The sequence below is a fragment of the Pseudomonas sp. A34-9 genome, from assembly GCF_029543085.1.
Taxonomy (GTDB): Bacteria; Pseudomonadota; Gammaproteobacteria; order Pseudomonadales; family Pseudomonadaceae; genus Aquipseudomonas.
This window is the reverse complement of sequence record NZ_CP119967.1, coordinates 5,055,141-5,079,249: the sequence shown is the minus strand read 5'-3', so window position 1 is coordinate 5,079,249 and position 24,109 is coordinate 5,055,141. Positions and strand designations below refer to the sequence as shown.

The 24,109-nt window shown below is 60.0% G+C and carries 13 protein-coding genes; 6 read left to right on the top strand and 7 right to left on the bottom strand.

Annotated elements, in window-relative coordinates:
* Positions 1 to 88 precede the first annotated feature (88 nt).
* Together P3G59_RS22650 and P3G59_RS22645 are read left to right on the top strand one after the other, a co-directional pair.
* Positions 89 to 475: a tetratricopeptide repeat protein gene (locus P3G59_RS22650; RefSeq protein ID WP_277759032.1), complete on the top strand. Its 387-nt coding sequence runs from the start codon at positions 89 to 91 to the stop codon at positions 473 to 475.
* A 233-nt stretch (positions 476 to 708) separates the two neighbouring features.
* Positions 709 to 1,068: a PilZ domain-containing protein gene (locus tag P3G59_RS22645; protein WP_277762195.1), complete on the top strand. Its 360-nt coding sequence runs from the start codon at positions 709 to 711 to the stop codon at positions 1,066 to 1,068.
* Positions 1,069 to 1,174: 106 nt separating this feature from the next.
* Here P3G59_RS22645 and P3G59_RS22640 read toward each other — a convergent pair whose 3' ends face one another.
* On the bottom strand, positions 1,175 to 1,558 hold the full coding sequence (locus P3G59_RS22640) for a DUF6124 family protein (protein ID WP_277759031.1): 384 nt from the start codon (positions 1,556 to 1,558) through the stop codon (positions 1,175 to 1,177).
* 1,577 nt (positions 1,559 to 3,135) lie between these two features.
* Here P3G59_RS22640 and P3G59_RS22635 point away from each other — a divergent pair.
* From P3G59_RS22635 to P3G59_RS22620, 4 genes are all read left to right on the top strand, one after another.
* Complete coding sequence (locus P3G59_RS22635; protein WP_277759030.1) at positions 3,136 to 5,232, top strand: hypothetical protein; 2,097 nt, start codon at positions 3,136 to 3,138, stop codon at positions 5,230 to 5,232.
* Positions 5,233 to 5,354: 122 nt separating this feature from the next.
* A complete protein-coding gene (locus P3G59_RS22630; RefSeq protein ID WP_277759029.1) occupies positions 5,355 to 8,999 on the top strand; it encodes a Tc toxin subunit A in 3,645 nt (1,214 codons plus the stop codon).
* Positions 9,000 to 9,070: 71 nt separating this feature from the next.
* Positions 9,071 to 13,171: a neuraminidase-like domain-containing protein gene (locus P3G59_RS22625; protein ID WP_277759028.1), complete on the top strand. Its 4,101-nt coding sequence runs from the start codon at positions 9,071 to 9,073 to the stop codon at positions 13,169 to 13,171.
* A complete protein-coding gene (locus P3G59_RS22620) occupies positions 13,164 to 17,216 on the top strand; it encodes a hypothetical protein (protein ID WP_277759027.1) in 4,053 nt (1,350 codons plus the stop codon). Before P3G59_RS22625 ends, P3G59_RS22620 begins: the two co-directional genes overlap by 8 nt.
* Positions 17,217 to 17,224: 8 nt before the next feature.
* Here P3G59_RS22620 and P3G59_RS22615 read toward each other — a convergent pair whose 3' ends face one another.
* The 6 genes from P3G59_RS22615 to P3G59_RS22590 all read right to left on the bottom strand — a co-directional run bounded on the left by P3G59_RS22615 (position 17,225) and on the right by P3G59_RS22590 (position 24,009).
* Positions 17,225 to 18,556 carry a DUF58 domain-containing protein gene (locus tag P3G59_RS22615; RefSeq protein WP_277759026.1) on the bottom strand — a complete coding sequence of 444 codons (1,332 nt, stop codon included), beginning with the start codon at positions 18,554 to 18,556 and terminating at the stop codon, positions 17,225 to 17,227.
* 61 nt (positions 18,557 to 18,617) lie between these two features.
* Complete coding sequence (locus tag P3G59_RS22610; protein ID WP_277759025.1) at positions 18,618 to 19,619, bottom strand: MoxR family ATPase; 1,002 nt, start codon at positions 19,617 to 19,619, stop codon at positions 18,618 to 18,620.
* On the bottom strand, positions 19,616 to 20,779 hold the full coding sequence (locus P3G59_RS22605; protein WP_277759024.1) for a DUF4350 domain-containing protein: 1,164 nt from the start codon (positions 20,777 to 20,779) through the stop codon (positions 19,616 to 19,618). The genes P3G59_RS22610 and P3G59_RS22605 overlap by 4 nt, the downstream gene beginning before the upstream one ends.
* Complete coding sequence (locus P3G59_RS22600) at positions 20,776 to 22,323, bottom strand: DUF4129 domain-containing protein (RefSeq protein WP_277759023.1); 1,548 nt, start codon at positions 22,321 to 22,323, stop codon at positions 20,776 to 20,778. The genes P3G59_RS22605 and P3G59_RS22600 overlap by 4 nt, the downstream gene beginning before the upstream one ends.
* Complete coding sequence (locus P3G59_RS22595) at positions 22,310 to 23,287, bottom strand: stage II sporulation protein M (protein WP_277759022.1); 978 nt, start codon at positions 23,285 to 23,287, stop codon at positions 22,310 to 22,312. The genes P3G59_RS22600 and P3G59_RS22595 overlap by 14 nt, the downstream gene beginning before the upstream one ends.
* The gene (locus tag P3G59_RS22590; RefSeq protein WP_277759021.1) at positions 23,284 to 24,009 is read right to left on the bottom strand and encodes an RDD family protein; all 726 of its coding nucleotides are present in this window, start codon (positions 24,007 to 24,009) and stop codon (positions 23,284 to 23,286) included. The genes P3G59_RS22595 and P3G59_RS22590 overlap by 4 nt, the downstream gene beginning before the upstream one ends.
* Positions 24,010 to 24,109: the final 100 nt, after the last annotated feature.

The window sequence follows — 24,109 nt, the reverse complement described above, 5'->3', positions numbered from 1 at the left end:
TTTCTTTATTGAACACGACGATTGGCGCAAACACTTCTGAAGATTTCTCGGCAAGGGTCGATAAAGAGCACAAGACAGGAGAACCCTCATGCGATTCGTAACCATTGCCGCCCTTGCCCTCAGCGTCCTCGCCGTGACGGGCTGCACCCGTTGGTCGATGAACCATCATTTGAACAACGCCTACAGCGCCTATGATCGCGGCAATTGCGAGCAGGTGATGCTCGAACTGTCCAAGGTCGAACGCGCCAGCCGTGCCCGCCCGTACGTGTGGCCGGAAGTGTCGATGATGCGCGGCCAGTGCCTGGAACGGCAGAAGATGTTTGTCGATGCGGCGCAGACCTATCAGTTCATCATGGCCTCGTACCCGAACAGCGAATACGCCTACCGCGCCCGCGCGCGCCTGGAAACCTTGCAGAGTCTGGGCCATTACCCGACCCGCAGCGCTGCGGCCGTGGTACGTCCGACGCGCTTTTGATGGCAGTTGTCATACAAAAGCTGGCCGGTTGTACAGCCTGAGCTATAGTCGAATCAATCGGGTTTAGAGCCGAGTCTCTAATGTGCCCGTGCAACACCTGCGACTGGCAAGTTGTCAGGTGACGGCGATTTAGCGACCGTCACACCGGAAGCGGGGAGAGCGTGCCGGCGATACAGGCGCGTTCCGAAGCAAAGGTGCGGCTCTGTGAGAGAGCCATGCATGGCGAACTGCGCATGTTTACCGACCGCCGAATCGAACGGCACCAGTTGCCGTATTTTCTCAGGGTGTTCAACAGCGTCACCGACAAACCCATCGGTTTTCTCGGCAATGTCTCCGAGGACGGGCTGATGCTTATCAGCCAGTTGCCGATGATGACCGGGGTGGATTTCAATCTGCGCCTGAAAATCCCTGCTGACGATGGCTGCCAGCAGGTGATCGACCTCACCGCGTGTTGCCTGTGGTGTCACGAAGACGCGACGCCGCTGCATTACGACGCCGGCTTCAGCCTGCAACGACCGCCGCCGGAATACGGGCAACTGGTCGAGGTGCTGCGTCAGTACTTCAGTTTTCAGCCGTTGCCGGCTTCGGCCTGAACTGCAAAAACAAAAGCAAAAGCAAAAGATCGCAGCGTTCGGCAGCTCCTACAGGATTCACATAAATCCCCTGTAGGAGCTGCCGAAGGCGGCGATCTTTTGATCTTCAAACGCTTACGGCAATCGCCCGCTCGTTATCCAGCGCCTTCTCCGCCAGCATCAAGCCCATCTCGCTCAACTGATAGATCGCCATCGCCAGATGCCGCGGCTTGTGTTCCAGGCTGTCGGCCAGATCCAGCAGCAGAATGCTCACCGACGAAAACGTTTCGTAGGTCTGGATGGCCACGGCTTCGCGGTTGAGGTCGGGGACGACCATGAACATTTGCATACCGCGATCCACGGAGTTGCGTGAGGGGGTGGGCGAGGGGGCGGGTTTTAGGTAGTGGTCGAGGGCTTTTTCGGCGGCCTCGTGAAGCTTTTTCGAATCGGCTGATTGGTAGGGGGAAACCGAGTCGCTGGTTTCGGGGGGATTCGGAGTGTCTTTGATCATAGTGATAACCCTTAGTAATTGGGGCCGTCACCACTGCGCGACTAAACGAGGGGTGGCGGCTGGACGCAGGTTAGTCGACCGGGGGGTATCACCAAAAACCGGCGCGCCGAAGCGCCCTGCGAACAGCCACCATCGAGTGCGGGGATAGGGAATACCCGACTTGATGACGCTTATACACATTGGTGACACACCCCGGGCGACTAAACCCGACCACTGATTGGCAGCGGCACGGACCAAGTTACGGGGCATCAACAAAGCGCACAAGCCGGCGGATTCTGAGGGATGTGTAGGCAATGGCGCAAGGCAACGTAGCCGCATGTGGGCATCTGAAGGATGTCGCCAGATTACTGCGTAGGAAAGGTTACCGTTTGTCGGGACTGTCAGAACTGTCAGGTGTGGAAGCGGGCATTGCCGGGATTGAATGGCGCGAGACGTTTCCCTGCGCCATGCCGCCCTGAACAGCCCGGAGTCAAATCATGGACAAGAATGACGAAGTCGAAAATGGCCCGCTGGGTGAGCGTTCGGGGGAGTTGGCGGGGCAGGTCGAGCCAGTGTTACAGAGCCAGGCACCTGAAACGCTGGCGTTTCACGTATCACAAACCGGGGTGTGGGCAGAGTTCAAACTTATATATCAATGGATGAGCGACGGCTTGGGATTCTATTGTTATGGATTCGAATACCGTGCGAAAAAAAACGGTCACAATAAGGGCGACGTAGTTCTTCATATAGTGGGTTCAAAAATAGAGGAAAGAGAACTGACGAAGACCGCTATCCAGGATGGTGAGTGGCATAGTCTTGGCGGCCAGGTATTCGTACCATCGAATAGTCGGGTCAAAGTTACCTTCAAATATACCTATGACGTTAACGATGGACCGGATCCTATAATGGATGGGTCAAAAGAGGTTGGTTATCAGGCCAAACCCTCGACACCTACCATCGATCAGATTCAAACCTATGTAGGTTCAACACTCACTGTAACGGGCGGCGGCGGTATCGCCGGAGCCACGCTGGTTATTAGCAATGGTGTCACAACCATCGGATCGAGTGTCTTGTCCTCCAACGGGCGCTGGTCTACACAGGTCCCCGCAACTCAGTCGTCTTTGAAGGTTCAGGCCTATCAACAGGTTGGCGATAAACCCTCTGACCGGACCGGGTTTGTGACGGGATATCGGTTACAAATGACTTCGCCACAACAGTCCTCGCTGGTGACCAAAGAGTTGATTTTCAAGGGTACTGCTACCCCCGACGCCGTGATCCAGATAGTCAGTGATTTAAATCACAATGAAGAGTGGGGAAATCCCGTCCCCGCAGGATTCGCGGCGACTTGGCAGATGCCGATGACGAAAGCCCCCCGTAGTGGGCTTAATTCGATTACGGCCCGAGTCAGCCATCCAGTTTTTGGTCATCTTTATACCAATGCTGTTGATATTAATGTTGTAGGTGTTCCAACGATAACGAAGCCACAACCGTTATCCGTGCAGGAGCCGTCCTTAACCCTAGAGGGCAGCAACGGATTTCTTACGTCGCGGCTAGTGGTATTCCAGGATGGACGTGACGTTGCATTAGGCGTTGACACGGTGACCAAGGCCAATGGTGACTGGAACGTCTCTGTCACCGGGTTACCGCCAGGTCCCGTCGGCCTCGTTGTCGAACAGATTTTCGCTAACCTCCGATCCGGACGCAGTGAACCCCGCGCCTTCAAAATCCGTCCGCCAACCTTGGCATTGCCGAACATCAACTTCCCCACCGACAGCACGGCGGATTTCTACGGCGACGGTCATTTCGACGAACATTTCGCGACCCGTGTCCAGCTCACCCTCAAGGAAGGGCCGGGGACAGCCCCGCCCCATGCCTCGGTAGGCACGGACGGCAAGTGGCAGACAGCACCGACAAACTGGCCGTTGGGCATCAGCACCGTAGAAGTCATTCAGCAGATCGCCGACGGTGCCAATGGCTGGATCGACTCGCTGCCGTTGGCCTTCACGGTCAAACGGGCGTTGAGTAACGTCGAAGGCATCAATTTCACCCTGGAGTACCGGCCCGCCTTCAGTGGCAAAGGCTTTACCGGCGCGACGGTGAGGCTGGTTGAAGCAGACCTCGTTACGCCCATTGCCCCCGACGCGCCGGTGCAAAACGGCCAATGGTCGAGCAGGGCCATTGACGAATGGGGCCCCACGTTCGAGCGCAAAGTGTATTTCCGGCAGTTCAAGGACGAGCATGAATCACCGCACTGGATCGAGGTGCTGGTGAATATCCCACCCTTGGCACCGAAGGTCGAAGATCCGGTCGAGGATGGCCTCTCACCGAAGTTCAGCGGCACGTGCTGGCCGGGCGCCCGGGTCAACCTGGTGTTCAGTGATGACGGCACAGTCCATGAGGCGACGGTGACCGAGGGCAGTTGGACCTTTCAGCGCGCCGAGACGTTTGCCCCGGACATTACTCACACCGTGACGGTGACCCAGACGGCGGCGCAGCAGACATCCGCCCCGGCGTCCAGAACCTTCACCGTCGCTGCGCCGATGCGCAAACCGCAGATCACCCAACCGCAGGCGGGTTCCAAAGTCGGCCGCCCGGTCACCGTGGAGGGCAAGGACGGCATGGCGGGCGCGACCCTGCAGTTGCGCGATGCCCGTTTCGAGCGACCGCTTGGCGACCCCAAAGTACTGGCGCAGGACGGGGACTGGTCGATTGAACTCGACAATCTGGAGTTTGTGGAATACACCGTCGACGCGCAGCAAACCCTTGACGGGCGGCCGTCGGAACGCAGTGAGTTACACATTTTTAAAGTGGTGTTGCTGCCCCCGGAATTCGTCCAGCCAATGCCCGGCGGCACGCTGCCACGCACCGCGAAGCTTGAGGGGCGCGGCATGGCCAACGGCTATGTCGAAGTCTTTCTGGAGGGCGTCGCCGAGCCATTGCTGACGAATGTCCCGGTGGGCCGGGATGGCCGTTGGGAAGGCGAGGTGACATTGCCGGTGGGCAGCAAAACCCTGTGGGCCAGGCAAACATTCACCGATGAAAAAGGCCAGCTGCAGGCGTCGGACAAGACCGAGTCATTGCACTACGACGTCGTCCCGGCCGCCCCCTTTGTCGAAAGCCCGACCGAGGGCAAGCACATTGGCGGCCATGGCGTGGTCGCAGGCTTCGGTGTGCCGGGCGACACCGTTACGGTGTCGCTGACGGTCGCTGCGCGTTCGGTACAGGCAAGCACCATCGTGCAGGCCGATCGCACCTGGGTGGTGACGCAGGATTTCAGTTCGCTGGTGGGTGGCGCCTGCACGCTTGAGGTGGTGGCATCGCTGGCTGATTTCACTTCGCTCAAGGCACTGCGACCGGTGGTGTTGGGGACGTTCCTGCCGACCATTGACGAGCCGGCGGCTGGCCAGTGGGTGGTGAATCCGGTGACGCTTGCCGGCTCGGGCCGCACGGGTACAGGCGATGTCGAGAGCTGGTGGAACCCGGATCTGCGCTGGGCGTCGGCATTGCCGGTCACCGGTGGAAAGTGGCGCGGTTCGACACAAGCATTGCCCGCGACCGGCAACTGGTACCGATTCCAGCAGACCATCACGGACGGGGCGGATGGCGCGACGATGTCCGATCGGGTGACCAGTGCGCGTTTCGAAGTCGAACCGGCGGCAGATTCGAACGCCGGTACTTACGACGAACGGTCATAAAACCTGTCAGATCTGACAGTAGACCGTGATCGTTTTGAAGCGCCCAATCCTATCTGCTGAATGCGCAGCCTGACCACAACGTCAGGCTGCCCGGACCCCCTTGTTGCCTCAAGGAACACATCATGGTTGATTCGCGCCGTCCTGCCTTGCAACTGATCGATCAGTTGTTCGGCGAGGAACAACAAGTACAAAACATCGGGCTGGAGAACCTCAAGACTTATTTCGAGCAGGGTGGCTCGGTGTTTCCTTTGGTGGAGAAGGGCGTTCAAGGCCTGGTCAGGGAGCAACGGGTCACTGCACAGGAGGCGCAGCGATTTCTGCGCGCGGCCAACAGCATGGCCACGTATATACGTCGCCGGTTTATCGAGCAGACCCTGCGCGGTGACAAGCGCGCTGCAACCCGTAGCGCCGACGGCCTGTTGTCGATGGTGGACGGTCCCAATTATCACAACCTGATCGGCACCGACTTTGCGGCGCGGTGTCCGCCGGATGCACTGGAGTCGATCACGTCGCCGGTGGCGTATCTGATCGAGTTGTTGCGCTGGATCCGCGACCGTATCGAGTCGCAAGGCGATCAGGAAGAAAAATACAGGTTGCATGAGCGCCGCACGGATCTGTTACCGCTGGCTGTCGACTTTAATGCGGTGTATCGGTCGATCTCGTCGGTGGACATCATCGTCGCGGTGCTGGAGGCGTTCATCGCGGCGAATTCGCAACTGGAGAACGATGCGTCGATTGAAGATGCGTTGATCGAAGCTCGCTATCCCAATGGTCTGCCGTATTACCAACATTGGGTGACCATTGATGGTATTGCACAGATTCATGGCTTGTCGGTGGGGGATTTCGAGCATCGGGTCGATCTGGCTTACCCCTACTTTTTGCAAGCCAATGCGCGAGGTCCCAAAACCGGCGACGGTTTTGCCCACGCTTCCCGGCTCGGCCCTTACCAGCGGCAATTGCTGACCGAGGCCCGTGAGGAATTCGACAATCGCAAGGATTTTTACGATCGCAACTTTGGTACCAGTGATATTGATAACCAGGCAAATCTCAGTCAGGTGGTGTTTTTTGGTGAACGCACAAAGCTGACCAGCACGCAGATCGAAGCCTTGTTGTCGATCGGCGATTTCGCACCGGTGCGCTCGGCCAATGTGTCCTACCCGGATGAGGTGCCCGACTTCCCGGAAAGCGAGCGCGCAGGATCGGTCTACATCAATGACAACACCGCACCGGCGGTGCGCATTAGCGACGATTCAGTGCTTCGCCATCAATTGACAGCCAACCCCGCCGACATGACCGGTTTCAATCGCTATGACCGGATGAACCGGATGGTGCGCCTGGCCAACTGGACCGGGTTGCCTTTCGACCAGGTGGATGCGCTGCTGACCTCGGCCATCCGCGCAGTAAGGCTGGGTAATAAGCTTCCCGTCGAGGAGGAGATGAATATATCGAGCGGCGTGGTGCGTGCACTGGGCTTGTTTCAGACATTGCGCGAGCGTTACGAATGCACGGCAGCGGATTTTGCGCTGTTTGTCAGTGATGTGTCGGTCTACGGCCGCGGCGAAGCGCTCTCGCAGTTCGACCAGATCTTCAACGCTCAAGCGGGCTATCGCGAACCCCTCAGACTCGACAATCAGCCGTTCGACCTTGTGCCGGCGCCGGGTGTGGTTGATTTGACGATCAGTCAACTGTGCAGCGGGCTGGCCATTGACCTGCAGACGTATTACTACCTGGCGATGACGGTGGCCAAGGCCCAGGGGTTGACCGACCAGTTGACGCGCAGTCCGGCAATCATTTCCGCGTTTTGCCGCTTGGTAAGACTGCCGCGGCTGTTGAACATCACACCGGTCGAAGGTGTGCTGATGCTGTCGTTGCTCGGCGGGGATGACTGGGTCAAAGGCCTGGCAGGTGTTCCTCGTATCCTTACCATACAGCTCGGAACACCGGATGCGCTGGAGCTGATCGAGGCCATGCGAAGCTGCGTGCAGTGGTGTGTGCAGAGCAAGCTTGCGGTGCTGTGGGTATTGCAACATGCGGTCGCCAGCCCACCGGCGCTGGAACCGTCCGAGCAGGATCTGCAGTTTTTCGAGCAGGTCCGCAATCTGCTGCCGACGGCGCTGGTGTCCAATGGCGCTTTTCTGGCTGGGGGCGTGCCGTCTGCCGGGGCCGCTGACTGGCTGGAGTTCCTGGCGACACCGGCGGATGGTCTGGAGCCGATTGTCGACGTCCAGGGTCTGGTATTGCCACCGGCAGGGACATTCGAGCAGTACCTGGACACTGTCCGCGCAAAAATCACGTGGGCGGTCGACAGTGCCTTGGGAGTGATTGATCCACTCACGCGCCTGAACATCATCGATCTGATGACCAGTGTGCTGCTGCAGGTTCGCGATGCTCAGGTGTCGCTGGTGAAAGAGACGCTGGCGGTGTATGCCGGCGTCGGGGTGGAGCAGGCCATACCCACCCTGAACTGGGCAAACGCTACGGTTTATCAATTGCTGCAACAAGTGCTGGAAAGAGTCGGCGCAAGTTCCGAGGACCCGGGCCGCAGCCACCATCGCAATGCCGATCCGTTGCTTGATCTGCTGGCCGAGGTACGCCGCCGCAGTGAGGTGGTATCGACACTGGGCCTCAGCGCCACGCTGCTGCAGGACTATCTGGATTACGGTTACCGGGCCTGGCTCGCGCAGGACAACAAGCATGAGTTGTCGTTGCGCACGCTGTATTACCTGTCGACGCTCACCCGGGCGTTCGGCTTGAGCGAACAGCCGGAGCACAAGCTCCTGGATTACCTGCGCCAGGTCAATGAACTGCCCGACGTCACGGGTGATGCACTCAGGCTTGCGCAACAGGCTGCCGCCATCAAACTGGCCGATTTTTTTGGCTGGAGCGTGCAAGAGGTACGCGAGTGCGTCAGTCGCATCGATCCGACTGACTTAAAGGTGCTGAAGAATCTCATCCAGCTTGATCTGCTGATGCGCGTGCGAGAGTTGTCCACCGAGAGTGGAATGGAGGCGTTGACCATTTTCCTGATCGGCAATTTGCCCGAGACCGTCGACAAACAAGCTTATGCCGAGGCCGCCGAGCTTGCCCAGTTGGGTGAGGTCCGTGGGCGGGCGCCAATGGTGCAGGTGCCGGGCGACCTCAAGGCGCTGGTCACGATAACCCGCGAAGTCGTGGACAGCAGCACCGTGGTGGCCGGAAAGGCTGGCGAAAAAGTCACCTATAAGTTGACCCTCAAAGATGCCGAGGGGAAGTCGCTCAGCGGCGTCAACGTTTACTGGCGTGCCACGCTGGGCAGCATCGAATCGGGTGCGACCGAACTGGACGGGACGCTGCTGGCCACGTTTGTCCCGGGCAGCGTCATGGGCAGGGACACGCCCGTCTTCTGGCTGGACCTGTTTGAACCGGAGTACGCCCCTGCGGTGGAAATCGTCGCCGATTACTCAACACTGCATTTCCCGCTTGCCGAGCTGTCGCCAACACCGTTGAGGGAAGTGCCGAAAGGCGAGGAAGTCGAACTCTACGCCGTACTGGAGGACGACTACGGCAACCTGGGGCAGAACTCGATTGTGGAATGGTTTGCCGCGAGTGTCCCCCCCGCAACACTCGATGTCGCGACGATCCGGCCGGCACAGGGTTTCACCAATCAGCAGGGGCTGACGCGGGTCTTTGTGTCCAGTTCAACGGGAGGCACCTTCTCTCTCAGTGTTCGCACTCAGTCTGGCGATAAGGAAAGAATATTTGCCAACCCCATCGTTTTCGCCCGTTGAGTAGACACACCGGCTGAGCGGTAGCGCCTGGCGCACATTTGTCCCCGGGTACCCTCGCAAGGAGCAAGATCATGGCACTGAGTCACATTGGCGGGCTGCTGGAAAAACGTCGTTCGGCACTGCTCGAATACTGCATCGGACAAGTCGGCAGCGCGAAATACTCTTTTCTGAAAACGCCGGCAGATCTGTTCGAACTGCTGCGCATGGATCCGCTGGATACCTACGCGGTGCAGAGTTCCTGGGTGGCCGAAGCGACGAGCTGTGCGCAGCAGTATATTCATGCGGTGTATCGCAAGCTTGAACCCGGCTTCCAGGCGCAACAGTTCGACAAAGAACATTTGCTCCAATGGCAGCTCTACGACAATTACCCTGACTGGGCGGCGGTGCAGTTGATCTCGTGCTACCCGGAAAACTTCATCAATCCCTTCGTGCGTCAGCGCAAGACCAGCCTGTTCAAAAACCTGGAAAACAACCTCAACCAGGCGCGTTTGAGCGACGATTCCGTACAGGCGGCGCTGCAGGACTATCTGCAGTCATTCGAAAAGACCTGCGATCTGGATGTGCTCAGCTGCTATATGGACGGCACGACGCCAGCCAAAGCTGATTATTACTTTGTCGGGCGGCAGCGGGTGCAGCCGTTCCAGTACTACTGGCGCAAGGCCGGGATTGAACTCAACACCGCGAGTGTCGCGGTCAATCCGGCGGCCTGGAGTGAGTGGCAGGCCGTGGACATCCAGGCCGGCAACCCGGTGCTGGACATACGTCCGGTGGTCTGGAATGGCCGGCTGTGTCTGGTGTGGGCCGAATGGCGTGTCCGGGTCGACAGTAAAACTACGGGCGAATTCGTCCCCTATAAGCTCGACATCAATCTGGCATTCATGCGGCAGAACGGCGAATGGTCAGCTCCGCTGTGTTTGCGCAGTTCGGAGCATGATCACAACCTTTTGCCGGGTACCCGGCTGATTGCCAGTGTGCGCACCGATTACCTGGACCCCAAGGGCAAGCTGGGGATTTTGCTGACGGGCAAGTTTGTCGCTACCTCCGGCGAACCTGATCTGAGGGAGGCTGCGGTGTATGACGTGCTGATGCGCCGTGACACCCTGGACAGTGGGGCCTGGCTGGATCTGGCGCTGCAACAACGCTTCGTCAGCAATGAAACGGTACAGCATCCGCTGAGCAGTCAGGTGACGGTCGTTTCCCACGTCACCACAGCGGGTTCCATGACCCCGTATCTGGAGCTGAACGTCGTGGCGTTGCGCGCAGGTGACGACGATACACTGATGGTGCAGGGGGTCTGCCGGCCAGGGAGTATGGGGGGTGGCGTGGTTTCCATGAAACTGGAAATGCTCAATCCTTCAGCGGCGGATAAAACAATAGAAGGTGATTTTGCCAAGGCGGGGGGGGGGGTTACCGAACCGGGTTTCTTCAAACGAAGTAAAGGGGCATGGCCGAAGCCGACCACCTTTTCATTCTCCTCCACAAATGAAGGAATTGGCGTCAAAGCGTTTGACCTGACGATTGTCGACCTCATGGACTTCACCCCGCCGACCCTGCACAAAAATACCGTTGATGCCGCGCAGTTCCTTTCTTTCAACCAGGCCGAACTGGCCTTGAAATACGTCAGGCTCAACTCTTTGTTTGGCCCGGAACTGGCGCAGCGCGCGAATGATTCCGTGGATGACGTGCTGGACTGGGACTCCCAGTTTTTGCGCGAACCGCCGCCGCAGCCGTTGCCACCTGGCGCGCAATTCGAGGAAACCAATGGTGCCTTTGACGGTGCCAACGGCCTGTTTTTCTGGGAGCTGTTTTTTCATCTGCCACATTTGATGGCCACGCGCTTGCGTGATGAAGAACGCTTTCGCGAGGCACAGAACTGGCTGCATTATCTGTTCGATCCACAGGCCCCCGCCGACCCTGATGAGGTGCCCGTCAATCCCGATTCAAAACCGGCGTACTGGCGTTGCCGGCCCTTGGACACTCTCCAGGGCAACCCCGGCTGTGAAACCCAGAACCCCACGGACCCGGATGCGATTGGCTACGCGGCCCCCTGGCATTTGCAGATTCTGGTGTTCACCGACTATGTGAAAAACCTGATGGCCTGGGGCGACTGGTACTACCGGCAACTGACCCGCGACAGTCTGGTGGCGGCCAAGTTGTGCTATGTCCAGGCCGGATTTCTGATGGGCAAGGCACCCACGGCAAACACCAGCACCCGTTGGCAAACCGACACAGTCAAGAATCTTTTGGACAAGAGCGGGGCGCGGCCAGGGCTGGAAGCATTTGAGCAGTCGCTGGATTTCAGCCTGGCGGATTACCCCTCCGCTTCCGATACCCCGCCCATGCTCGGACTGCTGACGTGCGAGCCTTTCGAAATCCCGATCAATCAGTCGTTGCTGGACCTGTTTGCTGCGCCTGAGCAACGGATGCATAACCTGCGCAACAATCTCACCCTCGACGGTCAACCGATGGATATTTTGCTGTTCAGCCCACCGACCGATCCCAATCAATTGTTGCGTGACCTGGCGGCCGGTGGCGTGGCCGGACCAAGACCGATGGGCGGGCGCCTGGTGGTCAATGCGTTCCGCTGGCGCGTGACCTTCGAAGTCGCGTTGCGCGCCGTGCAGGCCTTGCAGGATTACGGCAGTCAGTTGCTTGGTTTGCTGGAGCGACGCGATCGCGCCGAGCAGGAAGAATTGCAGCAAAACCATTTGGTGGAACTGGGCCGCTACGCCGAAACGGTGCAGGAGCAGTCCATTGCCCAGTTGGAGGCCAATGTCACGGCGCTGCAGCAAAGCCGGGCAGTGGCGCAAGAGCGGGCCGATGCTTACGCAACGCGCTACAACGAAAACGTTTCGGCCATTGAATATGAGGTCATGGAGAGCCTGCAGCAGTCCAAGACGTACGCCCTGGTGGCCAAGTCGATCAAGCCGGCGGGGGCGGTACTGGCTTCGCTACCGAATATTTTCGGCTTTTCCAATGGTGGGCATCGCCTGGAAAAAGCGGCGGATGCGGTGGTTTTCGGTCTGGAAGTCGCCTCGTCCCTGCTGCAAATCGACGCCGACAGACAGGCGACCACCGAAGGCTACCGTCGCCGTCGCAACGAATGGGCGTTGCAACGCGATCAGGCGCTGGCCGAGGTGCTGGCCATCGATGCGCAGATCGTTGCCCAGGGGCACGCGGTCACGGCGGCCCGATCCAGCCTGGCGCAAACCCTCAGGGCCAACGCTCAGGCATTGGCGGTTTACAACTTCCTGAAAAAACGCGCGACCAACGCCGAGTTGTTCGGCTGGATGCTCGGCCAGCTCAAGGCGCTGCATTATCAGGCCTACGATGCTGTCATCAGCCTGTGCCTCAGCGCTCAGGCTTCGCTGGCGGCTGAAACCGGCGATTATGATGCACAGATCCCGTTACCCCAGGTCTGGCTCGATCATCGCCATGGTCTGACCGCCGGGGAACAACTGCGCGGGCATCTGCTGCGTATGGAGCGTGAATACCTGCAGCGCCGGGAGCGCCGGCTGGAGCTGATAAAAACCGTCTCCCTGCGGCAGTTGTTCGACGACGAGGTTGACCGTCAGGTCGGCATTGCGGACTGGACAGATGCATTGCAGCAACTGAAAGACACGGGCGTGCTGGAGTTCAGACTGACCCAGTTGCTGTTCGATCGTGATCATCCGGGCCACTTCTGCCGGCAGATCAGTTCGGTGGAAGTCGATCTGCCGGTACTCACCGGACCCTACGAAGATGTCCGGTCGACCTTGCTCCAGATCAGCAGCATGACGGCGACCCGGCCCACCGCGCAGTCGGTGCAGTACATGCACAATCCAAAGGGTATCGCACCATCGGATGTGGTGATCAACCTGCGCAGCGCTCAGCAAATCGCCTTGTCGGTGGGGCTGGCCGACAACGGTCTGAGCGCCATGAAACCCGATGAGGGGCTGCTCAACCCGTTTGAAAACACCGGCGCAGTCTCTCACTGGAAACTGAATTTCCCGTGGCCGGCAAAACAGCCGCAGGCTGCCATGCTCGACTCGTTGACCGACATCATTGTGCGCATCCGCTACACCGCCAAGTCTGGCGAGCCGACCTTCACCCAAAAAGTCGAAGACCTGGTCACCGCGGCTGAGAATGCCGCGCTGAGCAAACCTTCTGAAGGAGTCAGCCAACATGAATGAGCCGGTTATCCACGCGATGCAAAGTCTGGTGCGCAATGGTGACTTCAATGAGGGGCTGTCGGCGTGGACCCACAAGGGCGCGGTGGGTTTAGGGGCGGAATACTACGAAAACGTCTTCACCAATTATATGGAACTCGGGGTTGGCGGCTCAGCCACACAGGCTGTTGTAATGCCCCTGACGCCCGCAGCCAATGCCAGTTACGAACTGACGTTTCTTTGCGAGTTGCGTCCGGGAGGTTCATGGACGGGGGAGCCGGGCTGGTTGCGCATCGTCAAGGGCAGCGATGTGTTAATGAGCATTGAACTCAAGTACGCAGCTTCACGCCACCTGGAACAGGATCAAGCCCGTTTGGCGGCGGGCCAGCCGCTCGAACTCAAACCGATTGCCTATCAAGAATCACTGGATCAACTGGCGTTCGGCAGCGGTGAGACGCTGAGCTTCCAGGTCAGCGGTCCTGCGAGCGACCCTTCGGACAAACGCTCGGTTATCTGTATCACCCGCATCAACCTGCAACTGAAACTGGAGCCATTGAAGCTGCAGAATGTGTGTCTGGATGAAGAGGTTCTGTCGCCAGGCCAAACGTTGTATCTGTGCCTGGGGGCTTCATTTGGCGCAGCCCCGGGCAATCGCCCTTTGGACAGTGCGCACCAGTTGTCTTTTGTACCGGAGGCGGGCAATGCCTGGCTGGGTACCGGAATCGCCTTGACCAGCCCCGGCAACCCGCTGGAAGCGGTCAAGGCAGAGCCTGACTGGGGGGGCGTTCAAGCGCTGACCTCGTCATGGCTGCTCGACTGCCCCGTGATCGGTGAAGAGAAAAGTTACGATTTCTCGATCAACATGATCAACCAGTACCACGCCGAACCTTATTCGATTGACGTGTCGCTGGGGCACCATCGTCTGGATCTTCGCGAGGCGCAGGAAGCAGCGTATTACCCGGTGCTCGAATATGAGCAAGGTGTCCGTCTGGGTGTGCAAGTCATTTCGTTTTATACCGGGCAGGCGCTGGATGGCCGCACGGTGAACTGGACAACTCCCGGGCAAGGTGTGCTTGGCGCCGGCGTCACGGACGAGCAAGGCTGGGTTTACTTTGATTTCGCACCGAGTGCCGCGGGTGATGTGGTCATCACGGCTTCGGTCGACAGCCCTTATTACGCCAGCGGCGTGGTGACTCGCGAATTTGCCGTGAAGGTATTGGCCACGGATCCGTGGAAGGCGTTGCGAGCCGTCACCGAGACACAAGAAACCGCGTGGGAGGCGACGGGGTATCCCAATCGGGGCAGCGACCATCCCGTCATCGCGCGTTTGCCCGCCGACAGTCCCTTGCGCGGCACGGACCTGGCGCTGCACTGGCGCGGTCTCGGCCATGAACAGCTCGGGGTGACGGTCGATCCGTCGCTCGAAGAACCGCTGCCGTACGCGGGCGGCGATGTTGCCTGGACGCTGACCAGCGAAGATCGGCTCGACGGTCGCTTCGAACTGTCACTGGTCTGCTCGAAGCTGTTGTTGCCGTCGCCGGTCAAACCGATGTCACTGGCGCGTAACCGGGTCAGGATTGCCGACGTGCGTGAAGCCAACAAGTCTCCGGTGGTGGAGGACAAGGAAGAGGTGTTGTTGCGTCTGCAAGTGGTGCATGACACCAGCCGTGGCGAAGGTGATGGGGTCATCGACGCGCTGGTCGAATGGCAAACCCTTGATGGTCAGTTTTCGTCCCGTACCGGGGCCGGTGGCTGGGCAAGTCTGCTTTACCCGCCAACCCATGTTGGAGATCAGACCGTCACCGCCCGTGTCAGGGCACACGAAGGTGCGGTGGCAATCGAGCGCGAATTCGCGGTGAAGGCGATAGCAAGGAGTACCTGGAAGGATCAGGTCACGATCACGCTGGCTGACAACATGCCAGTCCATCAGTCGGGCATTGTGTGTTTTCGGGGTGAGTCGCACACGTTGCGGGTCGAGGCGTTGCCCGGCAGCACATTGATTGGCAAAAGTATCACGCTTGAATGGCGCAAGGCCGATCCTGGCATCGGGCTGGTGCCGGGCGATCTGGGCGTTCCCAAGGTTCTGCGCGAGGGCCAGATCCTGAGCTGGACGCTGGCGTCTGACCTCGCGCAAAGCACCAGTAGCATGTTCGAGCTTCGGCTGACCACCGCAGGGCTCGAGGACCGGGAGTTGTTCGGGCGTCTGCTAAGCCGTGATTTCAACGATGAAGTCTCCGTGGTGCTGGATCAGTTGCCGAGCTCGCGGGGGCAGGCACTCTATCCGTGTCTGGGGGCCATACATCGCTACATATTAAGACCTCATGCACTCAGTCCTCTGGTGGGCGATAGCGTGATTCTGCACTGGAATGGCGATCAACCGGGGAAGCTGGGTATCACGCTCGATCCCTCTGAGAATACCGTGCAGCGGCTGGGTGACGATGGTGCGACCTGGACCCTGGATTGTTCCCGCAGTACTGAACCTGGACATTTTCAGCTTTATGTTCGTTCGTTTTATGGTTCAACCGATGAAAACGCGGTTTCGCTGGCACACAACAAAGTCAGGATCAAAACGTCGCGCGAGTCGGCGGTAGATCCGGTCGTCGGACAGGATCCGGCGTGGATGTGGTTGCAGGTGGTCTCGCAATTCACCGGTCAGGCGGTGGGTCAGGTGCCGGTGAAATGGACAGTCGATGACATCACTGAGGTAGCGAACACCGCTGGCGATGGCTGGAGCGGTTTTCCCTACGTGCCCGCCACGGGGGGTGAGAAAACGGTAGAGGCTCGGGTCATCAGTGCGTATGACGGCTTTGAAGAGTTACGTTCTATGTTGGTCAAGGCATTGGCGAGCGATCCGTGGGACGGTCTGACGACCCTTCTGGACGGGCGAGCGATAGAAGAGAGCGCCGGCTTCCCGCGTCGCAAGGGGCAACACAGATTTAAAGTGTCTGCCGAGGCCGACAGTGCGTTGATCGGTCACGACCTGCTGCTGGGGATGACCGGTACCGGGCCAGGGGAATTGGGCATTCGTTTCGACCCGCCAGCACTTGGGCTGGCCAGACATTTCAGCGTGGAGGGGCTGAGCTATGATTTTGCGGTCGGCGATCTGCAGGACGGCAACTTCGGCTTCTGTTTTGCCTCGCCACGGCTGGCGAGGTTGTCGCCAGTACGCGCAATGTCGGTGGGGCAAGGTACGCAAGTGGTGAAAATCGCTGATCGTCAGCGTCTTCACCAGACCCTGCTCTGGGGCGACACGCTATCGGAGCAGATCACCGTGGTCTCGACGATCACCGGTAAACCGATGGTCGGCGTGACGGTGACCTGGCGCAGTGCCGATGTTGGCGTGAAGACATCGGTGAGCAATTTTTACGGGGTGGCGACGCTCGATTTTCTGCCGACTATCCCCGGTGCATTCGTGCTGACTGCGACGGTGGGGGATGAGTTGCATTCGGAGTCGCTGTCGTTGCCGTTTGTTGTGAATGAGCCGCGCCGGATCAAAGCATTGGTCAGCGAGCATCCAGTTGGCGATCCCGGGCAAGAGGTGAGTGCAGACGCCTGGGTGGTTTCTGCCATCACCGGTGAGCCTTTGGCGGGTGTCGAGGTGATGTGGGAATACGGCAACAAACGCTTGGCGCCAACCTCCACGGGTACCGATGGCAAGGCCACGGCTCGTTTTACGCTCGAAGCATCGGGCCAGGCATTGTTGCTGGCCTCGGTGAAAGGCGGATTGGCCGGATGGGATGTGCAGTCGTTGGCGTTCTCGGTGGTCGAGTCACGTCACGCGGCGGTCGAGTCGGTGGTTGCGTCGGTGAATCCGGTTCCGTTGGACTCGATTGTCACGATGACTGCACAGATCGTGGGCAGGGACTCCCGTGAGCCAATGGCAAACAGGAGCATTCTGGTTTCCATTCATGGAGGTCCATTTGTGGTTACCAGTACCGATTACAAGGGGCAATACTCTACCTATTGGAAAGCCATGGATTTGTCGGATGTCATTTCCCTTACCGTCAAGGTCGAGAACTCTGATGGCTCCTCGGACAGTGGCGCGGTATACGTCTCGGTAGAGCGCTGAGCGAAACCTTACAGCACGCCGCTTCTTTTCCAGCTCAGATACTGCGTCACCAGTTCGGCCCCCAGTTCGGCGGGCCGAACATCCACCACCGGCACGCCATGGGCGTGCAAACGCTCATGGAGTTCGGCCCGTTCATTCAGGTAACTCACTGTCCCGCAGTAGGCCAGCGCCTCCGGCAAAGTCTGCACTGGCACATGGCGCAACGTGTCCAGGGTTGTTTCGCGCAGGCTCGCCAGCAGCACGCGGTGCTGCTGGCTCAGACGTTTGACGGCCCCCAGCAATTGGTCATCGTCTTCGTCGCGAAGATTGGTCACCAACACCACCAGCGCCCGGCGTTTTTGTCGGGCCAGTAACTGGTTGATGGCCGCCTGGTAATCGGCGGGGCGCTGGCTGCTGTCGAGGTCGTACACCGCGTTGAGCAGCACGTTCAGTTGGCCGCTGCCCTTGACCGGCGCGAGGTAGCGCGGTTGATCACTGGCAAACGTACTCAGGCCAACAGCATCGCCCTGGCGCAGTGCCACGTAACTGAGCAACAGACAGGCATTGAGCGCGTGGTCGAAATGCGACAGCTCATCGTCCTGACTGCGCATGCGTCGGCCGCCATCGAGCAGGAAGATGATCTGCTGATCGCGCTCGTCCTGATACTCGCGGGCAATCGGCGTGCGTTGGCGGGCGGTGGCTTTCCAGTCGATCTGGCGCAGGCTGTCGCCTTCGCGGAATTCTCTTAACTGATGAAACTCCAGACCCTGGCCACGTCGTTGCCGCTGGCGCACGCCTAGCTGGCTGAGCCAGTTGTCCACGGCCAACAGTTCACCGCCATAGAGGCGGGCGAAATCCGGGTAGACGCGGGTGCTGTCGATCACCTCGAGCACGCGTTTACCTGACCATAATCCCAGCGGGCTCGGCAGGTTCACTTCGCAATGAGCGAAACTGAAATGGCCGCGTTTGAGCGGGCGCACGCGGTAGCTGATCTGGCTGTTCTGGCCGGGCTGCAATTCGACGTCCAGCGGCAGGTTTTCGAAGCTCAGGCCATCGGGGACGTAGTCAAAAATCCGAATGTGCAGCGGTGCGGCAAAGTCGTGTGCAACCTTGAGCTGCACATCGCCCCAGCGCCCAAGCGCGAGACTGCCGGGCATCTGTCGTTTGACCCGCACGGCAGGCAGTCGCCTGAGACGCAGCGCATCGAGCGTCGCCAGTGCCAACAGGGCCAGCAACAAACCCCAGTTGATCGACAGCAGACTGGCCGGGATGTCGATCTGCAATGCCTGCAAAGTGCCCAGCACGATGCCGATGGCCAGCAGCATAACCAGCCAGATCAGCAGCAGACGCGAAGGTTTCATGGCGACGCAATCCCCTGTAGGCGCTGCCGAAGGCTGCGATCTTTTGGCCTCATTACAAATCTCACAAGCGTGGCGCCGGAATCTGGTCGAGCAATTGCTGGAGCACCTGATCGACTTGTAACCCTTCGATGTCCAGCTCCGGGGCAATGCGCACCCGGTGGCGCAGCACCGCCAGCGCGCAACCCTTGATGTCGTCGGGAATCACGAACTCGCCGCCGCGCAGCAACGCCCGGGCACGGGCACACCGCACCAGCGCAATCGAGGCTCTGGGGCCTGCACCCAGCGTCAGCCCCGGCCAGGTGCGGGTGCTGCGCGCCAGACGCACGGCGTAATCGAGCACCTGATCGTCGAGCGGCAAATCACTGGCGATGCGTTGCAACGCCTGCACGTCCTTGGCTTGCAACACGGTGCGCAGCGGTTGCACGTCGAGCATGTCGGCGCGGGTCGAGCGGCTGACCTGACGCACCATGTTCAACTCCTGCTCGGCATCCGGGTAATCCATGCGCACCTTGAGCATGAAGCGGTCGAGTTCGGCTTCCGGCAGCGGATAAGTGCCTTCCTGTTCGATCGGGTTCTGCGTCGCCAGCACCATGAACGGCTGAGCGATCGGCAAGGCTCGTCCCTCAAGCGTGACCTGACGTTCCTGCATCGCTTCAAGCAACGCCGCCTGGGTTTTTGCCGGGGCGCGGTTGATCTCGTCGGCCAGCAAAAGGTTGGTGAACAACGGGCCTTTGCGCAGCTTGAACTGTTCGGTCTGCAGGTCATACACGGCGTGGCCGGTGACGTCGCTGGGCATCAGGTCGGGGGTGAACTGAATACGCGCGAACTCGCCGCCGAAGCAGCGCGCCAGCGCGCGCACCAGCAACGTTTTGCCCAGCCCGGGAACGCCCTCGAGCAACACGTGACCGCCGGCAATCAGCGCGGTGAGCACGTCGTCGATCACCGCGCTCTGACCGATCACGGCTTTGTGCAATTCGCTGCGCACCGCCTGCGCCAGTTGACTGGCACGCTGGCGTTGCTGGGCGGCGTGGCTGGCGCTGCCGGGCTCGATCTGTTCAGTCATAGCGTGTTCCTCAAGGTTTGCAGGTGGGCGACCTGGCGGCTGAATTCAGCGCTCGACAGGCGCTTGTCCGGCACCGGGCTCAGGGCCTGGCTGATGGCGCGGGTGGGTTGCCGGGTCAGGCGCGACAACGCCAGCCATTGTTCGGCAACGTTCAATTGATCGAAACCGGGATGGCGGCGCCGTGCGCGGCGTAAAACGTCCTGTTGCAGAGCCTGCAACAGCCTCTGCTGACCGTTGTGGCGCAGTATGAAATCGGCACTCGCACGCAGGTGCTCCTGTAACCGTCGACGCCCACTCGGGGCCGGTGCCTGAAGCGGGCCATGGCGGACGCTGGCCTGCCACAACCACAGGCCGATCAACGCGAGCAGGGCGACGATGGCTTGCGGGAAGTAGCGCCAGAGCAGCGTCAGCAGGTCATCGTGTTCGGTGTTGTAGATCAGCGTGACATCGGTATCTGCACTCAGATACCAGAGCAGCCAGGCGTTGTCGTAGTCGCTGATCGCCGTGGTTTTCCACAGCTCGGCATCGGTGACCACGGTGATCGAACCGAGGCTGTAGGGCAGTTGCATCATGTGCGTGGCCCTGGCGCTGTTGGCCCAGGCTTGCGCAAGGTTTTTCGGGTCGTCGAGGTGAAAGTCGGTGTCGAATCCGGCGTAGGCCGGTGCGTCTTCGTCCTCCAGATACAGTTTGGTCAACTTGGGGTAAGGGTCTTGCTCAAGGTCAGCGGGCGGATCCTTGAGATCCTTGCTCAAGGACTGATGCAGTTGCACCCGATCCAGCAGCAGGTCGTTGCTTTGTCTGGTCTGCTCATCCCAGATCGACTCGGCGACGAACACCAGTCGCCCGCCGGCTCGCGTCCAGTTCAGTACCTGATCGACCTGACGCGGCGTCATCCGCGAACGTTCGCCGAACAGCAGCAACGTATGCCCGCGCGGATCGATACCCGACAGCACAGCCAGATTTTCGGCATGGCTGACATTGAGGCCGCGCTCACGCAAAAACATTTCCGCCGCCAGATACGGATTGGCCTGCGCCGCCGGTGAAGGCCCGTGATCGATGTCTTGCTGATAAGGCTTGGCAGTGAGGTACAGAAAAACGCTCAACGCACCCGCCAGCGTGATGATCAACGCGCCGACCCACCACAGTGTGCGCCGGCTCAACGGGAGGCACCGGGGCCGAACAAGGCACGCCAGCCATCGCACAACTGTTGTTGCAGATGTGCCGCCGGTACGCGATGCCCGTAAGCCATGTTTTGCCAATGCGCGGTCAGGTTGCGGCTGAAGGCGAGGAGTTCCGGATGTTGCAATTGTTCGATCCGCAGCAGGACCTGATTTTCCGTGTCGGCGGGTTTCAGTGGCAGATCGAAGTCATGCAGCAAATGACTGAGAAGTCCACGATAGAGCAAGCTCAGCGCCGCCCGTGGTTGCCTCGACCAAAGCTGTTCGGCTTGGGCGGCGATGTCGGCGGGCAGGGTGTCGCGGTTCAGATCCAGACCGAAAACTCGCTGCGGCAGCGGCCTCTTGGCCCGGGCGGGCAGCGTCGGGCGGCGGCTGACGAAGGCTTGCAGGAGATCGCGATAGCGCCAGATCAACCAGCCAAGTCCGGCAATCAATGCGCTCCACAACAACACTTCAATCAAGGTGGCCAAGGCATTGAAGTGGCGTGCGTTCAGCCAGTCGAGCAAGGTTTTCAGCCAGGTCGGCGCTTCACCCGGTTGCGCGGATCTGGCCGGGTCGGCCGGGTCGTCGCCAAAACGGTAACGGGTGACGGACTCCTTGTTCTTGAACGGCGGATGTTCGAGCAGTGCCTTGATGCTCTCGCGTGAGGCCTGACTGGTCAGCGGCTGATTCAATAAACGCGGGGTATCCGGGCTGCTGTCGGGTTCGGCCGCCCAGACCGGGGGCACATTCGGCAGCAGCAGGCACACCGCCAGCAAGACGCCGAGCACGCTGCTGTTGAGGCGTTGGCGCAAGCGGCGGAACACCAGTTCAATGTCCCACGCCTCCAGTTGCGTGCGCCGGTTCAGATAGAGGCTGAAACCGCAGGCCACGTAAACCGGTTCCCACACCACCAGCACCAGCGCATAAAAGGCATTGGTCAGGTGCTCGAGCCAGCGCCAGTCGTGATCCGCCGCAAGGATCAGCGACTGCCAGTCCCAATCGGTTTCGATCTGCTGCGGCAACAACAGGTAGAACACCACCATCAGGCCGATCCACAGCGCCGTTTCCAGGTGTACGCCAATAATGGTCAGCCATTGCGCCGCGCCGGCATTGCGCTGCAGCAGCACCTGCAAGCGTTGTTGTCTTGCGTTGCCGTCCAGCCCTTCGAGTTGCACCACGGGTAGCAGGAAACTGCGGCTCAGACTCAGGCGCCGCCAGGTGAGACTGGCCAGCAGTTGCGGTTTGAGCAGACGTGGCCATTCGCGCAGGGCTTGCCCGAGCGTTGGCGTTTCGCCAAACAGGGTTTTGGACAGGATGTACAGCGGCAGGCGTTCATACGCCGGTTTCAGCCACCAGAAGATAAACACCGCCAGCGACGGCGAATCCCACAGCAACAGGCTCAGCAGCGTGAACAGCGGCAGGGTGATGATCGCCCAACTGGTCATCAACAAGCGCCGATGCTGCTGACTCATGAGCACACCGAGGTCCATGGCTTCCCAGGTCGTGCGCGGTCGGATAACCACCGTTGCGTCACTCAGGCGCATGGCGGGTCCTTCCGGCGAACAGCAGATAGCTCGCCACGAAAATCCACAGACCGCCACCGACCCAGTATTTGATGTGCGGGGCGACGCTGGTTTTTGACGACCAATAGGCTTCGATAAACGCGGCAATCAGCAGGAACAACATCACGCCGCACACCAGCAGCACACTTTTGCGCGCCGCCTGTTTCAGTGCTTCGCTGCGGGTCAGACGTGCGGGTGCGATCAACGCCCAGCCGAGTTCCAGGCCGGCCGCGCCGGCGAGGGCAATGGCGGTGAGTTCAAAGGCGCCGTGGGCGATGACGAATGACCAGAAGGTCTGGCCGAAACCGATCTCGCTCAGGTGCCCGGCCACCGCGCCGATGACCATGCCGTTGTAGAACAGAAAGAACGCACTGCCCACGCCCATCAGCAAACCGCTGGCAAAGGTCTGAAAGGCGATGCCGATGTTGTGCATCACGTAGTAACCGAACATCACCCAGTCTTCGCTGGCCGCGCGTTCGGCGGGGCGCCCGAGGTGGCCGGCGACCGGGTCGTACATGCCCTGCATTTCGCGCACCTGATCGGCGGGGATCAGGTTGTAGACCAGTTCGGGAAACACATACACCAGCATGCCGAAGCCAATCAGGCTGCCAAAGAACAGCAGGCTGGCCACCAGTACAAAGGGCCATTCGGCGCGCACCAGGCGTGGAAAGTCGGCGAGGATGAAACTCAGCAGATTGGCGCCGAGCCGACTGCGGTGGCGGTATAGCTGTTGATGCCCGCGCAGCACTTGTTGTTGCAAGGAATCAATGAGGAAACTGCTGTAGCCGCGCTCCTGTGCCAGCGCGAGATGCTGGCAAAGCGTGCGATAAGCCTTGGGGAAACCGGCGACTTGTGAGGTGTCCTTGCCCTGTTCAAGGCGTTCGAGGGCCAGGGCAAAACGCTCCCATTCGTCCTTGTGGCGACTTTCGAAAAGGCTTTGCTTCATGTCGGGCCCAACAAGCCGCGAGCGATGCCGTTGAGTTCAGCGACAGCCTTGGGCGCAGAAATATGCAGGGGCTGGGCGAGCAGGGCCGCCAGTTCATTGACCCGCGCTGGCGATAACTCTCCCTGGCGCTCGGCGAAGCCAAGCACGGCGCGTTGTTCGCTGAGGGTGAGTTGCACGGGTGAGCGCCGCGGTTCGGCGTCCGGCAATTGTGGACGGCTGAGCGGGCGTTCGCTGTAGATCACCAGCGTACCGGCAGCCATGTCACCGAGGCGTTTGAAGGTCGGGTGTTGCAGGCAACTGAGGGTGCCGAGAAAGTAGCCGAAGGGCAGCAGATCGACAAAGCGCAGCAGGTTGCGCAGCAGCGAGGCCGACCAGCCGATCGGTGTGCCGTCGTCGTGCACCACGCGCAGGCCCATCCACTGTTTACCCGGCGAGCGGCCCTGACGCAGCACTTCGAACAGCACCATGTACCACCAACTGATCGCAAACAGCAGCAGCGAACCAAGACCCATGCCGAGCTTGCCGAGAAACGCCAGGGCGATGAACAGCACACCCATGATCACGCCGCGAATAACCAGATCGACCGCAAACGCTACGGCCCTGACCATCAACCCGGCGGGACGCAACGGCAGGTCGATGCCTTCCGGCGTTTCGACCTGATGCCGCGTATCCAGCGGCGGGGCCAGCGGTGCTTTCCTTGGCGGTGCTGTGGGCTCGAGCATGGGCTACCTGATGTTCGCCTGTTCGGGGTGCGAGTGAGGCCGATGCTAGCAGCCTCTCGGGGGAAAACGACATAACTATGTATTGCACAGCGATAGCTGC

Excerpts from the sequence above, each read along its gene's own strand:
- P3G59_RS22625 (WP_277759028.1), top strand. The coding sequence starts at position 9,071 with ATGGCACTGAGTCACATTGGCGGGCTGCTGGAAAAACGTCGTTCGGCA.
- P3G59_RS22595 (WP_277759022.1), bottom strand. The coding sequence starts at position 23,287 with ATGAAGCAAAGCCTTTTCGAAAGTCGCCACAAGGACGAATGGGAGCGT.
- P3G59_RS22610 (WP_277759025.1), bottom strand. The coding sequence starts at position 19,619 with ATGACTGAACAGATCGAGCCCGGCAGCGCCAGCCACGCCGCCCAGCAA.
- P3G59_RS22600 (WP_277759023.1), bottom strand. The coding sequence starts at position 22,323 with ATGCGCCTGAGTGACGCAACGGTGGTTATCCGACCGCGCACGACCTGG.
- P3G59_RS22650 (WP_277759032.1), top strand. The coding sequence starts at position 89 with ATGCGATTCGTAACCATTGCCGCCCTTGCCCTCAGCGTCCTCGCCGTG.
- P3G59_RS22640 (WP_277759031.1), bottom strand. The coding sequence starts at position 1,558 with ATGATCAAAGACACTCCGAATCCCCCCGAAACCAGCGACTCGGTTTCC.
- P3G59_RS22590 (WP_277759021.1), bottom strand. The coding sequence starts at position 24,009 with ATGCTCGAGCCCACAGCACCGCCAAGGAAAGCACCGCTGGCCCCGCCG.
- P3G59_RS22615 (WP_277759026.1), bottom strand. The coding sequence starts at position 18,556 with ATGAAACCTTCGCGTCTGCTGCTGATCTGGCTGGTTATGCTGCTGGCC.
- P3G59_RS22620 (WP_277759027.1), top strand. The coding sequence starts at position 13,164 with ATGAATGAGCCGGTTATCCACGCGATGCAAAGTCTGGTGCGCAATGGT.
- P3G59_RS22645 (WP_277762195.1), top strand. The coding sequence starts at position 709 with ATGTTTACCGACCGCCGAATCGAACGGCACCAGTTGCCGTATTTTCTC.
- P3G59_RS22630 (WP_277759029.1), top strand. The coding sequence starts at position 5,355 with ATGGTTGATTCGCGCCGTCCTGCCTTGCAACTGATCGATCAGTTGTTC.